This is a genomic window from Streptomyces sp. NBC_00354 (genome assembly GCF_036106915.1).
GTDB lineage: Bacteria > Actinomycetota > Actinomycetes > Streptomycetales > Streptomycetaceae > Streptomyces.
On the sequence record NZ_CP107983.1, the window covers coordinates 60,661 to 75,940 of the forward strand.

A 15,280-nucleotide genomic window follows, 5' to 3' on the forward strand; every position below is an offset into this window, starting at 1 on the left:
CGCCCGGCCAGGTTAGACTAATTTGTCGGGCTTGTCTGGCAACCATGGGGGCCTGACCGGAGGAGTCCTTCGTGCTGCCAGCCCATATCGCCGTGCTGATCACCAGTCACAACCGCCGCGAGAAGACACTGTCCGCCCTCGCTGCCCTGCACGTGCAGCGCGGATTGCCCGAGGACACCGAGGTGCGGATCCACCTCGTGGATGCGGGCAGTACCGACGGCACACCCGAGGCGGTCCGTGCGGCGCACCCGCGGGTCGAGGTGGTGACGGTCGGCGACGACGTCTACTGGGGCCAGGGCATGCGCATCGCGAGCCGCAACAGCCAAGCCGCGGGCCTGCCGCCCTGGGAGTACCAGCTCTGGCTCAACGATGACGTGGTGCTGGAACGGGACGCCCTCGCCGTCCTGCTCGACACCGTACGGACCGTCGGGCCCGGCGCCGTCGTCGTCGGCGCGGTGCGCGCGCGAAACGGCGCGCATACGACGTACTCCGGACGGAGCGGCCGCGCACTCACCCTCGTCGAGCCCACAGGACGGCCCGAGCCCTGTGACACGTACAACGGCAACGTGGTGCTCCTGCCCCGCGCAGTACATGTACGAATCGGCGACATCGACAAGGTCTTCCGGCACGGCATGGGTGACTACGACCACGGCTTCCGCGCCCGTCGGGCCGGCATCCCCGCCTATGTGAGCCCACGCCACGTGGGCAGCTGCGACCGCAACCCACCGGACACCGGCTCCCGCGAACCGGGCATCGGGGTGCGTGAGGCACTGCGCCGCGTCACCTCGCAGCGCGAACTGCCGCCCCGCCAGTGGTGGGTGTACTGCCGACGGCACGCATGGCCATGGGCACCGTTGCTGATGGTCTCGCCGTACCTGAAGACGGTGGCGCTGGCTCTGGCCGGGCGGCGCGTGGGGGGCGGGGAGTACCCGCGGTGACCGGGCCGATCGCGCCGGTCGGCAGGGGCGGCGCCCTGCTGCTGTGGATCACCGGCCTCGGCACCCTTGCGGTGGCCCCCCTGGTCCCCCATCTCTATCACGGGCTCGGCACGGGGGCTGGCGAACCCCTCTCCGGCCTGCAACTGCTCTTCTCCCAGGGCGTGATCCTGCTGGTGTCCGTCCTGGCGGCAGCCCTGGTGACCCGCGGTGTGTTCCAGGGCGCGAGAGCCGGTGCACGCCCATCCAGGACCGGCCAGGGGCTCGCCTGGGCCGCCGTCGCGTTCGCTGCGGGCCCCGTCCTGTCGGCCGTGTTCGGCGAGCACGGCGCCCTGGACGCGACAGTGGTGTTCGCGCCGCTGCTGTTCGCCGCCCTCTACCTGTGCCCACGCCGCCCCTTCCCCGAGGTGCTGCGCCAACTCCGGTTCATCTTGCGCTGTTACGTCTGGGGCAGCTTGCTCAGCATCCTGGTCGCACCGGGCTGGGCCTTCCTGTTGCCCGCCCACGGCGACGGGGGGCGGGACTTCCTCGGCCTCGGCTGGGGCCAGTTCATGGGCCTTGCCCCCAACCCGAACCATCTGGGGCCCCTGATGGCCGCGGCGCTGCTCCTCGAAGTCACCCCGGTGGGGCGGTGGCGCGGCCGTGCGATCCATGCGGCTGCTGCGCTCCTCGCGCTGACGCTCACCCAGTCCAGAACAGGCTGGATCTGCGCCGCCTCGGTGCTCTTCGTGCACGGCGCATGGGGCCGGACCGTGCTCCGCAGGCAGCTGCTCACCGTCTTCGGGGGCGCCGCCGCCTTGATGGTGCTGCTGGCGGCCCCCGTACAGGCCGCGCTCGCCCGGCTCGCCGCCGATCCGATGTACGGGGACTTCAACGGACGCACCCTTGCCTGGCGGCTCGCCTATACCGAGTTCGAGCGCAATCCGCTGTTCGGTTACGGGCCCACTCTGTTCAGCCCGGGCCACCGACTGGAGCTCTTCGGCACCACGGACCACTGGATCGGCCAGGCGCACAGCCAGGTCATGCAAACGCTCGGGGCCTCCGGTCTGATCGGGTTCGCCGGGCTGTGTCTACTCGTGAGCTCCCTGGTCGTTCAGGCCCGGCGGGCCTCCGCGCACACCAGCGGCCTCTCGACCGCGCTGGTGACCCTGCTGATCGTGGCGTGCACCACCGAGGCTCCGTTGCGTGCTCTCGGCGGACTGTCCGCCGCCGTTCTGCTGCTCACCGTGGTGTGGTGCGTTCTGCTCCACGGAACCCCCTTGCCCACCTCCGCAACCCAGGAGCCGTCAGATGTCCCGTAGAACCGCGCTGATCACCGGCATCACCGGACAGGACGGCTCGTATCTCGCCGAACTCCTGCTCTCCAAGGACTATCTGGTGCACGGCCTGATCCGCCGCTCGTCCACCTTCACCACCCAGCGGATCGACCACCTCTACCAGGACCCTCACGAGCCGGACGCCAGGCTCCGCCTGCACTACGGTGACCTGGCCGACGGCTCCCGGATCGCCGCCCTCCTGGAGCACATCCAGCCCGACGAGGTCTACCATCTGGCTGCCCAGTCGCACGTCCGCGTCTCCTTCGACGAGCCCGAGTTCACCGGCACCACCACGGGTCTTGGCACCACCCGTCTGCTGGAGGCCATCCGGATGACTGGGCTGCCGTGCCGTTTCTACCAGGCCTCCAGCTCGGAGATGTACGGGATCACGGCGCCCCCGCAGTCCGAGACGACGTCCTTCCACCCGCGCTCCCCGTACGCCGCCGCCAAGGTGTACGCGTACTGGATCACCCGCAACTACCGTGAGGCGTACGGAATTCACGCGGTCAACGGCATCCTCTTCAACCATGAGTCACCCCGGCGCGGCGAGACCTTCGTGACCCGAAAAATCGCCCGGGCCGCGGCCCGGATCGCCCGCGGCGAGCAGGAGTACCTGCACCTCGGCAATCTGGAGGCCCGCCGTGACTGGGGTTACGCACCCGAATACGTGGACGCGATGTGGCGGATGCTCCAGTGCGACCGGCCGGATGACTACGTGGTGGCCACGGGCACCAGCTACAGCGTCCGGGACTTCCTCACCTTCTGCTTCGAGCGCGCGGGCCTCGACTGGGAGCGCCACGTACGGTTCGACGAGCGTTACTTGAGGCCCTCCGAGGTGCCAGACCTGATCGGCGACGCGTCGAAGGCGGAACACGAGCTGGGCTGGCGGCCGACCGTGCTGACCCCCGACCTGGCCCGTCTCATGACCGACGCCGAGCTGGGCGCGCAACTGCCCGAGGGGCAGGTGGCCCGGTGATCTCTCCGACCGTCCTCCACCTCACCAACGACCGCGAACCGCCAGGCCCGGGGCTGAGCTTCGGCGGCGCGTTCCGTGCCCTGGCCGTCGACGGCGCGCTCACTCATGTGCCGCTCGCCCCCGCGGCACTGCTGGCGGCAGGCCGCGCGGCCGCGTTGGCCGAAATTCGCCGGGCCGCCGAACGGGCCCGACCTGAAGTCCTGTTCGTCCAGACACCGGGCAACTTCCCCTGGACCGACGCGGATGTGGCGGACCTCCTGCGGCGCCTCGGCTCACCGACCGTCGTGATGTGGGAGGGCGACCCGTGGGGCGGGCGCAAACCCGTCCTGCCTTCCATGGAGCCCTGGTTGCGGTACGCGGACACCGTCTTCACTCCGGGCCTCGGCATCCAGGCCCTTCTCCTGGGCAGGTACACCCGGCGGCCAGTGCGGTACATCCCGCAGACCGTGCCCCATCGCCTCTGGGACGACGCGCCCGTCCCGGGCGTCGACGCCACCGCACACGACGTGATGCACATCGGCAGCTGCTTCGTGCGCTTCGGGGTGTTCGAGCGGATCGACGGCGCTCGGGAGCGTCGGCGGTTCGTACGGTCCCTGCAGCGGCTGCCCGGTTGCCGGTTCGCCGTGCACGGCCACGGCTGGCGCGGCCGGGGCGCACTCGGACCCGTCCCGTTCGACCACCAGGTGGACGCCCTGCGCACCGCCCGGATCAGCGCCAACTGGGACCACTTCCCCGGCCGCGACGGCTATTTCTCCAACCGGCTGCCGATCAGTCTGTTCGCGGGACGCCCGCACGTCACGACCAGGCCCCTGAACACCGGCTGGCTGCCGGGCCCGGAGTGCGGCCTGCACCTGGTGGACTCCCCCGCCCAAGCGGTCGACCGGGTCACCGAACTGCTCCGCGCCGACCCCGCACAGCTGCATGCCGCCGGACTCGCCGGGCACACGTGGGTCCGTACCCGGCTCACCGAGACCAACGCGCTGCGGCACATGCTCACCCGCCACCTGGCTACAGTGCCCGCACCGCGCGCCGACCCCTGGCAGGAGATCGCCGCGATGGACGCCGTCGGCGTATGAGCGCAGTCACGCGCAGCCTCGGCTGGAACTACGGCGGCTCCGCGCTCGGAATGCTGTTCCAGCTCGGCTACACGGCGATCGCCGCGCGCCTGGTGTCCCCCGACCACTTCGGCGCGTACGCCACCGCGTGCAGTGTCACCGTCCTGCTCGGCTACGTCGCCAACTCTGGCCTGGCCACCTGTGTGCTGCGCGCCGAGCAGCTAACCAGGTGCCTGTTGCGTACTGTCTTCACACTCGCCGCCGCCTTCGGGCTCGTCTGTTTCTGCGCCGCGCTGCTCGCCGCCCCGCTGCTCACAGCGGTCTGGGAAGGCCCGCAGACGGCCGGGATGCTGCGCGTGCTGGCGGCGCAGTTCCTGGTCCAGCCGGCTGCGCTGGCGGCGGTCGCTGCACTGCGCAGGCTGGAGCGTCCTCGTAGGGCGGTACGCGCCGAACTGGCCGGCCAGGTCACGGGATCGGCCCTGGCACTGACGCTACTGCTGGCGGGCTGGAACCCTTACGCCCTGGCCACCGCGTTCCCGCTGTCCGCGGCCTGCACCCTGGCCCTGGCCGCCTGCGCCCTGCTACCCGAACGGCGCCGCTCCCCGGCCGACGCACGGCCGTGGCGCCGCCGTCCCCGCCCGGCGTCCGCGGCGCAGGCGCCGACGGAGCACGGCGCACCGTCGGTGCCCGCTGCGCCCGCACGGCTGCCCGTCGGCCTTCCCGTTCCGGCCCGCGAACTTCTCCGCTCCTCCGGCTTCTTCACCGGGTACGGCTTGGTACAGTCCGCGACCAACAACGCCCCACTGTGGCTGGCGGGCGCCACCCTCGGCGCCACCGCGGCCGGTCACTACTCGCGGGCCGCACTCCTGACCGGTATCCCGCTGACCGTCCTTGCGCAGGGCCTCCACCGGGCCGTCACCCCGGCGCTGGCCGACGCCCGCGCGGCCGGGAGAATTCCTCCGCAGGCGGTGCATGACGTGCTGTGCTCGGCATCCGCCGTGGGACTGATGGGCCTGGGCGCCCTCGCCGGTCTCGGGCCGGCCGCGCTGCTCCTGCTGCTGGGGCCGACCTGGGAGACGGCCTCGAGCCTGGTTCCGGTGCTCGCAGCCGGGGCCGCACTGTGGATGCTCTGCTCCACCGCCAGCTCCGTCGACACCGTCCGCAGGGACACCAGAGCCCTGCTGCGTGCCCAGCTCGCCGCCATCGGCGCGACCGCGCTGATGCTCTGCTTCGCCTGGGCGTACCAGAGCCTGTTGCTCGCCGCCTGCGCCACCGTGGTCGCCCCGCTGGCCGGTCATCTCGTCCAGCTCGCCCACTGGCATACCGCCAAGGTCCTCGGTGTACGTCCGCTGCTCTTCGCGCACGCCGTGCACGCGGCGGTCGGCACGGCACTCGGTCTCTCGGCCGCGCTCGGTCTGCGCTCCCATCCCCCCCACTACGGGCTGCTGCTGGGCCTCGGCGCCATGCTCCCGGTGGCCCTCGCCTGCGCCGTGCTCCGCACCCGTCTGCCCGTCTATGCCACGGCTCGCCGCCACGGTCTCGTCAGATCCCATCCGAGGAGCCACCCATGCACATCGGCCTCGCAGGCCCCGTCGATCTGACCCCCCTCCAGCACCTGCTGCCCGCGCGGCTACCCGCCGTCTACAGCGGACCGTGCACCGGCTGGCTCGCCAGGACCTGGCTGGAGCAGGGGCACCGACTGACGGTGTACGCCCTGAGCGGCGCCGTCGCCGGGCGGCAGGTGTACAGCGGCAACGGCATCGACCTCGTCGTCGTACCGCAGCGCGCGCGGGCCAGACACCGGCTGAAGGACTTGTTCCGCGCTGAACGCCGAGGGCTCGCTGCCGCGATGCGGGCTCACCCCGCCGACCTGGTCAGCGCCCACTGGACGTACGAGTTCGCGCTGGCCGCGATCGCCAGCGGCCTGCCCTCCTTCGTCACCGCACACGACACCCCATTGCGCTACGCCTGGGAGATGCGCAGCGCCTACCGCTGGCTGCGCCACTCCATGGCCCTTCCGGCCGTCCACCGCGCCACCGCGCTCAGCGCCAACAGCCCCTACACCGCACAGCATCTGCGCCGGGTGCTGGGTGTACGACGGCCCATCGAGGTCATCCCCAACGGGGTGCGGATGGAGCATCTGCCCAGCGCCATGGCGCCGCCCGACGCCGCCCCGATGTTCGCCACCGCCGTCCAGGGCTGGGGGCCGCTCAAGAACACGGCCACGCTGCTGCGCGCCTTCGCGCTCCTACGAGTCGAACTCCCTCACGCCCGGCTGCTGCTGTGTGGCGACGGACACGACGCGGGGGGACCGGCCCGGCAGTGGGCCGCCGCACACGGGCTCACCGCGGGGGTCGAATTCGCCGGCCCGCTGGCGCACGACACCTTGCTGCGCCGGATCGCCGCCGAGGCCCACGTTCTGGTCCACCCGTCCCGTATCGAGTCGTTCTCGATGATCACAGCCGAGGCGATGGGCATGGGGCTCCCCGTCATCGTGGGTGAACGCAGTGGGGCGGTGCCCTGGGTCGCCGGGGACGGCGGCCTCGCCGTGGACATCGACTCGCCCCAAACGCTGGCCGACGCCATGAGCCGGCTGGCCCGCGACCCGCAGTTGCGGGCCCGGCTCGCGACGGCGGGGCGCCAGCGGACGGCAGGCCGCTTCGAGCTGCGGGACGTGGCCGCCGCGTACACACGCTGGTTCACCACGGAAGGCAGCCGCCCATGACCACCACGCCCCTCGTACTGCAGATCAGCAATGAACCTGAGCCCTCCGGCCCGCGCACCCGCTTCGCGCGTGCCTTCGAGGACCTCGCCGATGCGGGCCTGCTGCGGTACGCGTGCGCCGTCCCTGCCGCCGGGGACCAACTGCCTTCCTCCCGTCCGGACCTGGTCTTCGTCCAGTCCCCCCAGTCGTACCCGTGGACGAACCGGCATGTCCGGAAGTGGTTGCGGACCGCCGGGGAGCCGCCGGTCGTGGTGTGGGAGGGCGACGCGTGGGGAGGGCTCACCAAGCCGTTGCGCGAGCGGAACCTAGCCTGGATGCGGGCCGCGGTAGAAGTCTTCAGCGTCGCCGCGGGTGGGCAGGCCGCGATGCTGCGTCGGGCCTGCGGCCGGCCGGTGCGGTACGTGCCGCACGTAGCGCCGCTGCATCTGCTCGCCGCACCGCGCGGCCCGGAGCCGGCCGCGGGCGGAGTGACGCTGGTCGGCAAGCGGCTCACGTACCTAGGAATCGAACTGATCCCCGATGATCGCGAACGGGCTTTGTTTGTCGCGGAGTTGCACAAGGTCGCGGGAGCGCGGCTCGCGGTGTACGGCACGGGATGGCGAGGCCCCTGCGCACGCGGCCCCGTCCCCTTCCCTGAGCAGCTGACCATCATGGAGGGGGCGTTGATCAGCGCGGGCTGGGACCGCTATCGCAAACACACCGGCTACTTCTCCGACCGGCTGCCGATCGCGATGTGCGCGGGCCGGGTCCATGTCACCTCCCGCCAGCCGGGACTCGGCTGGCTACCGGGTCCCGACCGCGGCCTGCACCTGATGGACACCCCGCGCGCCGCGGCCGGGCGGGTCCGCGAACTGCTTCGCCGCGACCCCGAGGAACTTCTCGTGCAGGGACGGTGGATGAGCGAGTGGGCCCGTGCCCGGCTGACCGAGCGCCAAGCCCTGCTCCACATGCTCTCGCCGTACATCCCGCTGCTGCCCGCCCCTCCCACCGACCCATGGGCCGGGCTCGCCGCCCTGGACTGCTAGGAGTCGGAGCCGTCCAGAAAGGACCGGCCGGACGGGTCCTTCTCGTACGCGTTGTAGACCTTCGGCAGCGGCCGGTCGTCGCGAATCGCCCGGAACAAGGCCTCGGCTTGATCCTCGACCATCGTGTAACGGCCCCGCTGATCGGGGTGCTCCACGCTCGGAACGGTCAAGATCTGCGTGGCGCTCGCCGGGATCGTCCGCGCGCTGTTCACCAGCCGGTAGAGCTCGTCCAGCGAGTCGAGGCCGGGGTCTGCCACCAGCGAGGACGTCGCCGCGTCCAGCAGCGGATACAGCTTGGTGGGGTTGGTCAGCACGCCGTCGCTCTGCGCTTTCTTCAACAACTGCCGAATGAACTGCTTCTGCCGCTCCACCCGTTGGAGGTCGCTGCCGTCGCCGACTCCCACCCTCGTGCGTACGAACACGAGTGCCCGTTGTCCGCGCAGCAGCTGCCTGCCGGGCTGGAGCGTGATGTTGTACTCAGGCTCACGGATCTTCTCGGACACGTTCACCTCCACGCCCCCAACAGCGTCGACGACCCTTTTGAAGCCGGAGAAGTCGACGACGAGATGGTGGTCGACCGGGATGCCGGAGAGGTCCTCGAAGGTACGGACCGCACAGGCGGCCCTGCCAAACTGGAAGGCCCAGTTGAACGGGGCGTGCTGGGCAGTGCTGCGGGAGCCGTCCGGCTGCAGGCAGCTGGGGATGTCCACCATCAGGTCGCGCGGCATGCTGACCACGGAAGCCCGGCTTCGGTCCGCGGAGAGGTGGATCAGCATGGCGGTGTCGGAGCGTTCGCTGCCCCAGTTCGCTTCCTTGTCCGAGCCGAGCACCAGGATGTTCTGGGCCTTGCCGGGCGCGGGGCGGGGCCGCTTGCCGTGGTCTGCGGCGAGGGCCCGGGCCGCGGCCTTGTCGGTGCGAATGTTGCCGTCAAGCCGCTGGTAGAGCAGCCAGCCGGCACCCGCCGTCACCGCGAACAGCACGACGGCGCCGATACCGAGCCGTCTCAGGACCTTGCGACTGCGCCACCAGCTCTCAGATACCGGCATGGATCAGGCCTTCCACCCCGTCGGCAAATCGCTGAGCCATTGACTCGACCGTGTACAGCTCGGCATCCGTCCGGCAGGCGGAAAGCAGTCTGTCGTAGAGGACGGGCCGGGTGAGCAGATCCGTGACGGCCGCGCTGTACGCGTCCAGGCCACCATCCACGACGAGGGCATTGCGACCGTGCTGCAGATACTCGAACTCGGGCCCGTGCGCGGCGTGGGTGGTGGTGACCAGGGGCGTGTCCAGCGCGAAGGAGTCAACCGCAGCCAGCCCCACCGCGCCGGGCACCAGCAGGACGTCGGCGACAGCGCCGAGCCGGGCCTTCTCCTCAGCGGTGGCCGTCCCCACGTACACGACGGGACCGCCCGCACGCTGGACTTCCTCCACCAGGTGGCGCTGCGCCCCGTCGCCCGCGACGAGCAGCCTGAAGCCGGGCAGCAGTTGCGCAACCCGGTCGGCCGCCGCCAGCAGGAACGGGATACGTTTGGCGGCATCGAGGCCGCCGACGTACAGGGCCGTACGGCCGGGGCGCAGCCCGTACGACTGCCGCAGGGCGGAGAGTTCGGTGCCGGGGATACGGGAACGGGCTGCGACCAGGGCCCTGGTGTCCACAGTGTTGCGGACCGTCGTGACCCGCTGTTCGGGGAAGCCCTCGGCGATGACGTGCCGGGCGCCCTTCTCCGTATAGGCGAAGAACCAGCGGGCCCGCTGGGTCAGAGCGCGCTTGGCTGCGCGCAGCGGGGCCGGGTCGCTGCGCGTGTAGGTCCCGCCGTGGCCCCACAGCCCGACGGGTGGGCCGCCACGGCGAAGCAGTGCGCGGTAGTTCTCCAGGCTGTGCAGGGACTGGCCGAGGACCAGGGCGTCGCAGTCGCGGGCAAGGGGGCCCAGGCCCCGCCAGACGAGATGGCGGCCGGCGAGGCGGACGGTGCGCTGCGACAGTAGGACCGTTCCGGCAAGGGCGCAGGCGTCGGCGCGCCGGATGTCCTTGCCCCAGGGTCGGCCGTGGGCGATGGTCAGCTCGATGTCTCGGCGGGCGAGTTCGCGGGTCAGGCGTTCGTAGAACGCGAGGCGGTAGCCCGGCACGTACTGCTGGACGACGACGGCTCTTCTCACCGGGCCGCCCGCGCCACCTGGGTCGGCATGCGCCCGTCCCTGGGGGCGGTGTCCGCGCGGAAGAGCACCAAGTCGCACTGGAGCATCTGGCCGGTGCGCGGGTCGGTGAACCCGGGCACGACGGACATCAGGGTGAGGCCCAACTCGCCCTGGGTGAGGGCGAGGGCGTCGTCGAAGAGCAGGCCGTCCCGGTACAGGGGCACGAAGGACGTCTCGGTCTGGATGCCGGCGCACTCGCTCGCGTACCGACCGGCGCCGCGCAGAACATGCGCCTCGTACCCCTGCACGTCCATCTTGAGGAACACCCGCTCGCCCGGGGCGACGATCTGCTCCCACAGTTCGTCGAGGCGGCGGATCTCGGCGGTCTGTCGGCTCAGGTAGGCGGCGTGCGGGGCGGCCGCGCGGTGGCGTTCGAGCATGGGAAGGACAGAGCTGCTCGCACCCGCGTTGCCCGCGACGTTCATGACGACGGTGCCGGAGTGGTCGCCGAGCGCGTACGGCAGGACCGCCCAGGCCGGGTCGGACACCGCCCTGCGGTGGAGCTCCGTGCGTGGGCCGGTGAGCGGCTCGAAGGAGACGATACGGCCGCGATAGCCGGAGTGGCGGAGCATCGTGCCGTAGCCGCCGGCGTGTGCACCCGCGTCAATGACGAGGCCGACATCGAACTTTCGGAGCAACTGCACGAGTTGCTGACCGCTCCAGCTTGCCGGATAGCGGGCGATATCGATGCCGAGGCGCTGCATGGCGCTGCGCGCACGGTGAAAGAGGGTCACTGTCGTGCTCCTTTGTATGCGGCCCAGAGGAAACGGGGATGCCCCCACAGCACCCGGCGCCACAGCCGGCGCGGTTCGCTGCAGAGGCGGAAGAGCCATTCCAGGCCGTGCCGCTGCATCCACAGCGGGGCCTGCGGCTTGTTGCCGGAGACGAAGTCGAATGCGGCGCCGACGGCGGCGAACACCGCGGGGTGCGCGGCGGCGAGCCGGGCGGCCTCGTAGTCCTGTTTGGGGGTGCCGAGGCCGAGCCAGACGATCTGGGCACGGCTCGCACGGATCCGGTCAAGCTGCGACTGCCGTTCTCCGTCGGTCGGTTCGCGGAACGGCGGCGACTCGGCGGCTACGATCAGGGCGCGCGGGAAGCGGGCGCGCAGCTCGGCGCCCAGCTGTTCCAGTACCGCGGGGGTGGAGCCGAGGAGGTAGTGGCGCAGGCCCACATCCTGGCCGGTTCGGAAGACGTCCAGGAAGAGGTCGGGGCCGTACACCCGCATCGGCGGCAAGGAGCGGCTCCGGTGGATGATCCGGTTGGCCCACACCACCCCTTGTCCGTCGGGGAGGTTGAGCGTCGCGGTCCGCAGCACCTGGCCCAGTCGCGGGTCCCGGTCGGCGAGGGCGATCGTGTACGCGTTGCAGAGGTGGACGTCGGCCGCCACGCCCTCGGTTGCGAGCCGGACGACCGCGGCGGCCGCGGCGGCCGGAGTAGCAGCGGCCACAGGAACCCCGGCGCACAGGACGGTGGTCAGGTCGGTGGACACATCCGCACGCGTTGTGGCCGGCAGGCGCACGTCGTCCCTGCCCGTCAACTGCTTGCCGTATCGATCGCCCTGGCAGCACGGGGTCTGCCAACGGTCCGTCGGCCCCGGCGCCTGGGCTGGCCAACCCGACCGGCCTCGTACACCGGCACCCTGAGCAGTCCGCCGAGGGCCAGAAGCGCGGCGACCGCCACCGGCAGTACGACGGAGGGCGGCAGCCAGGCGTGGTGGATCAGCAGCCCGATGACCGTCCCGACGAACGCGGTGACGCCCAGTACCACGGCCGTTCCCTGCACCGTCAGCCCGAGCCGCTGGAGCCGGTGCGCGATGTGGTCGGTGCCGCCGAGCAGCAGTCGGCGGCCGGCCCGGCGCCGGGAGACGAGGACGAGCGCGGTGTCGGCGGTGACGACGAGGGTGAAGGCGAGCACCGCGCCCATGGTGCGCGCCGGGGTGTCGCCGGTGTGCAGCAGTACAGCGGCGGAGGACAGCACGAAACCGGTGAACAGCGAGCCGCAGTCGCCGAGGAAGATCCGGGCGGGATGCCAGTTGTGCAGCAGGAAACCGGTGAGGGCGGCGGCCAGTACCCAGAGCAGCAGGGCGAGACCGGTACGGCCCTCGATGATCGCGCAGATGGCGAGCCCCAGTGCGGTGACGGCAGCGACCGTCCCCATTGCTCCGTCGGAGTTGTCCAGCAAGTTGAAGGCGTTGGTGACGAAGACGATCCACAGCACCGCGAGGGCCCCGGTCAGCGGCCCCAGTCCGCTGCCGTACGCGACGGCACCCGCGGCACCCGTCTCGACGACGAGTCGCGCCCGGGGCCCCAGCGGCCGCAGGTCGTCGAGCAGTCCGAGCACGGCGACGGCGGCTGCGACCGCGAGCAGCGTGCCGACCTCGGGGCCCAGCGGCGCCTGCCCGGTCCACAGTCCCGAGGTGGCCGCGGCGAGGGTTCCCGCGGCCACCGCGACCCCGCCCAGATGGGGGGTGGGGCGGGTGTGCGCCTTGTGCGCGCCGGGCCGGTCCAGGAGACCGGCACAGGCGTGTCGCCACCGCAGGGCGAGGGCACGTAGGAGTTCGGTCAGCACGGCGGTGAGCAGCAGGGCAGCCGCCGCGGCCGCAAGCGCGTAGGGCACGGTGAAGGTCCTCTCAGAGCAGGTCAGGCCGGCAGCGGCACGCGCTCGGCACGCGCCTCGGCGATGGTCGCGTCGAGGATGTCGTCGAGGGTGCGCTGCGGCCGCCAGCCGGTGAGGGTGCGGATGCGTGCGGTGTCGGGCAGCCGGCGCTCCATGTCCTCGAAACCCTCGCCGTACGCCTGGTGGTAGGGGACCAGCCGGATGTCCGAGTTGCTGGCGCTGCGTGCGACGACGCGGGCGGCCAGCCCGGCGATGGTGGTCTCTTCGTTCGTACCGATGTTGAAGACCTTGCCGACCGCGTCCGGGTGGGCAAGCAGCCGCAGCAGCGCGTCGACGACGTCGGCGACGTGCGCGAAACAGCGCCGCTGCGTGCCGTCGCCGTGCACGGTGAGCGGTTCCCCCTCGACGGCCTGGCGCACCAACCGGGGCACGACCATCCCGTACGCGGGGCTCTGCCGCGGTCCGACCGTGTTGAACAGCCGTACCACGATGGTGGGCAGGCCCAGTTCGCGGTGGTAGGCGAAGGCGAGGATCTCATCGACGGCCTTGGCGGTGGAGTACGACCAGCGCGCCACGCTCGTGCTGCCGAGGATCCGGTCGGAGCCCTCGGCGAGTGGTCCCGAGGAGTTCTTGCCGTAGATCTCCGAGGTGGAGGCGACGAGCACTTTGCGGCGGTAGCGGTGGGCCGCCTCGATGACGGTCTCGGTACCGCGGAGGTTGGTGGTGAAGGACTGGAGAGGTCGCTCCACGATCAGCCGGACGCCGACGGCGGCGGCCAGATGGATCACCGTGTCGCACCGGCGGACCCATTCGTCCACGAGCAGCTGGTCGAGTACGGAGCCGTGGACGAATCGGAAGCGTGGATTCCGTCGGGCCTCTTCCAGGTTCCTCTCGCTTCCGGTGGCGAGGTTGTCGAGCACGACGACCGCATGGCCCTGCCCGAGCAGGGCGTCGGTGAGATGTGAGCCGATGAAGCCGGCACCGCCAGTGATCAAGTACGTCGAGGGATTCATACGCCGCCTGTTCGGTTGCGGTATCCGAGTGATGCGGAACGGCATTTGTTATATGCCACTGACAAAGTAGCCCGCTTTGTCACAATCTGTAACGAACAACACGGCTCACATCGCACGTAGATCGGAGAAACGTCAGATGGGACCAGCAGAGACCTCAGTACGACGGAACGTTCTGGTAGTTGGACTGGGATACGTGGGGCTACCGCTGGCGGTGCGTGCTGCGGAGGCGGGCTTCCGCGTCACCGGCCTGGACACCGACGAGCACCGCGTCAAGCGGCTGGAGGCCGCCGACTCGTATATCGAGGACATCCCGGACGAACGACTACTGCCACTGCTCGATTCCGGGCGGCTGAGAGTCAGCACCGACTACGCCGACGCGGGCACCTTCGACGTCTGCGTGATCACCGTGCCCACTCCCCTGCGCGACGGCGCCCCGGACCTCCGGTGCGTCGAAAGCGCGGGGCGGTCGGTCGCCCCGCTCCTGCGTCCGGGTGCGGTCGTGGTGCTGGAGTCGACGACGTACCCCGGCACCACCGAGGAGATCCTCCTGCCGATCCTGGAGGTGGGCAGCGGGCTGCGGGCCGGCGACGGATTCCGGCTCGGGTACAGCCCGGAACGCATCGACCCGGGCAACGCCCGTTGGCAGCTGGAGAACACTCCCAAGGTCGTCTCCGGCATCGACGACGCCTCTCTCGAAGCCGTCACGGAGTTCTACGACCGGATCGTGACCCGGACCGTGCCGGTCTCCTCCCCGCGCACCGCCGAGCTGACCAAGCTGCTGGAGAACACCTTCCGACAGGTGAACATCGCGCTGGTCAACGAACTCGCGATGTGCGCCCGGCCCCTCGGCGTCGACATCTGGGAAGCGGTGGACGCGGCCGCCACCAAGCCGTTCGGCTTCATGCCCTTCACGCCCGGCCCCGGGGTGGGCGGTCACTGCCTGCCGGTGGACCCCTCGCACCTCTCCTGGCAGGTACGGCAGAAGCTCCAGCACGATGTGCGCTTCGTTTCGCTCGCCCACGAGATCAACGAACGCATGCCCGAGTACGTGGTGGGGCGCATCGAAGGCGGTCTCGCCGGGCTCGGCCGACCGCTGGCCGACGCACGGGTGCTGGTGCTCGGGCTCGCGTACAAGAAGAACACCGGGGATGTACGGGAGTCCCCCGCCGCCACCGTCGCCGAGCTGCTGATGGCACGCGGCGCGCGCGTCCGGGCCGTGGAGCCGTACGCCGATCCACAGTTGCTGCCGCCCGGGGTGCTGTGCGTCGAGCTGACCGAGGCGGAGATCGCGACTACAGACGCAGTCGTTGTCCTGACCGACCACGACGGCCTCGACTACAGCCTGGTGGAACGCCATGCGACGTACGTCTTCGACGCCCGCAACCGCTGCCGCGGAGACCTGATCGACCGCCTGTAGCCGCAC

The 15,280-nt window shown here is 71.0% G+C and carries 14 protein-coding genes; 8 read left to right on the forward strand and 6 right to left on the reverse strand.

The annotated features are described in order from the left end of the window. The first annotated feature begins 71 nt into the window (after positions 1-71). Genes OHT74_RS00315 through OHT74_RS00345 form a run of 7 tightly spaced genes read left to right on the forward strand, consistent with a single transcriptional unit; the run spans position 72 to position 8,032 of the window. The gene (locus OHT74_RS00315) at positions 72-938 is read left to right on the forward strand and encodes a glycosyltransferase family 2 protein (RefSeq protein WP_266673762.1); all 867 of its coding nucleotides are present in this window, start codon (positions 72-74) and stop codon (positions 936-938) included. Next, positions 935-2,236, forward strand: coding sequence for an O-antigen ligase family protein (locus OHT74_RS00320; protein ID WP_328618851.1), 1,302 nt, complete (start codon positions 935-937; stop codon positions 2,234-2,236). Before OHT74_RS00315 ends, OHT74_RS00320 begins: the two co-directional genes overlap by 4 nt. Then, on the forward strand, positions 2,226-3,227 hold the full coding sequence (gene gmd, locus OHT74_RS00325) for a GDP-mannose 4,6-dehydratase (protein WP_266673758.1): 1,002 nt from the start codon (positions 2,226-2,228) through the stop codon (positions 3,225-3,227). Before OHT74_RS00320 ends, gmd begins: the two co-directional genes overlap by 11 nt. Then, entirely contained in the window at positions 3,224-4,303 is a 1,080-nt protein-coding gene (locus OHT74_RS00330; RefSeq protein ID WP_328618852.1) for a glycosyltransferase family protein, read from the forward strand. Before gmd ends, OHT74_RS00330 begins: the two co-directional genes overlap by 4 nt. After that, entirely contained in the window at positions 4,300-5,883 is a 1,584-nt protein-coding gene (locus tag OHT74_RS00335) for an oligosaccharide flippase family protein (RefSeq protein WP_328618853.1), read from the forward strand. The genes OHT74_RS00330 and OHT74_RS00335 overlap by 4 nt, the downstream gene beginning before the upstream one ends. Next, a complete protein-coding gene (locus OHT74_RS00340) occupies positions 5,850-7,007 on the forward strand; it encodes a glycosyltransferase family 4 protein (protein WP_328618854.1) in 1,158 nt (385 codons plus the stop codon). Before OHT74_RS00335 ends, OHT74_RS00340 begins: the two co-directional genes overlap by 34 nt. Then, the gene (locus OHT74_RS00345; protein ID WP_328618855.1) at positions 7,004-8,032 is read left to right on the forward strand and encodes a glycosyltransferase family protein; all 1,029 of its coding nucleotides are present in this window, start codon (positions 7,004-7,006) and stop codon (positions 8,030-8,032) included. Before OHT74_RS00340 ends, OHT74_RS00345 begins: the two co-directional genes overlap by 4 nt. Here the strand turns inward: OHT74_RS00345 and OHT74_RS00350 are convergent. From OHT74_RS00350 to OHT74_RS00375, 6 genes are read right to left on the reverse strand one after another with little or no spacing between them, the layout of a single operon-like run. Continuing rightward, positions 8,029-9,078, reverse strand: a complete 1,050-nt coding sequence (locus OHT74_RS00350) for an LCP family protein (RefSeq protein WP_328618856.1) — start codon at positions 9,076-9,078, stop codon at positions 8,029-8,031. The genes OHT74_RS00345 and OHT74_RS00350 overlap by 4 nt on opposite strands. After that, positions 9,065-10,189 carry a glycosyltransferase family 4 protein gene (locus OHT74_RS00355; RefSeq protein WP_328618857.1) on the reverse strand — a complete coding sequence of 375 codons (1,125 nt, stop codon included), beginning with the start codon at positions 10,187-10,189 and terminating at the stop codon, positions 9,065-9,067. Before OHT74_RS00355 ends, OHT74_RS00350 begins: the two co-directional genes overlap by 14 nt. Then, entirely contained in the window at positions 10,186-10,962 is a 777-nt protein-coding gene (locus tag OHT74_RS00360) for an FkbM family methyltransferase (protein WP_266673744.1), read from the reverse strand. Before OHT74_RS00360 ends, OHT74_RS00355 begins: the two co-directional genes overlap by 4 nt. Next, complete coding sequence (locus tag OHT74_RS00365) at positions 10,959-11,717, reverse strand: WecB/TagA/CpsF family glycosyltransferase (RefSeq protein WP_328618858.1); 759 nt, start codon at positions 11,715-11,717, stop codon at positions 10,959-10,961. Before OHT74_RS00365 ends, OHT74_RS00360 begins: the two co-directional genes overlap by 4 nt. A 44-nt stretch (positions 11,718-11,761) precedes the next feature. Next, positions 11,762-12,844, reverse strand: a complete 1,083-nt coding sequence (locus OHT74_RS00370) for an MraY family glycosyltransferase (protein ID WP_266673740.1) — start codon at positions 12,842-12,844, stop codon at positions 11,762-11,764. 23 nt (positions 12,845-12,867) lie between these two features. Next, a complete protein-coding gene (locus OHT74_RS00375; RefSeq protein WP_328618859.1) occupies positions 12,868-13,839 on the reverse strand; it encodes an NAD-dependent epimerase/dehydratase family protein in 972 nt (323 codons plus the stop codon). A 154-nt stretch (positions 13,840-13,993) separates the two neighbouring features. On the opposite strand from OHT74_RS00375, the gene OHT74_RS00380 reads away from it, so the two are divergent. Then, positions 13,994-15,274, forward strand: coding sequence for a nucleotide sugar dehydrogenase (locus OHT74_RS00380; protein ID WP_328618860.1), 1,281 nt, complete (start codon positions 13,994-13,996; stop codon positions 15,272-15,274). Positions 15,275-15,280: the final 6 nt, after the last annotated feature.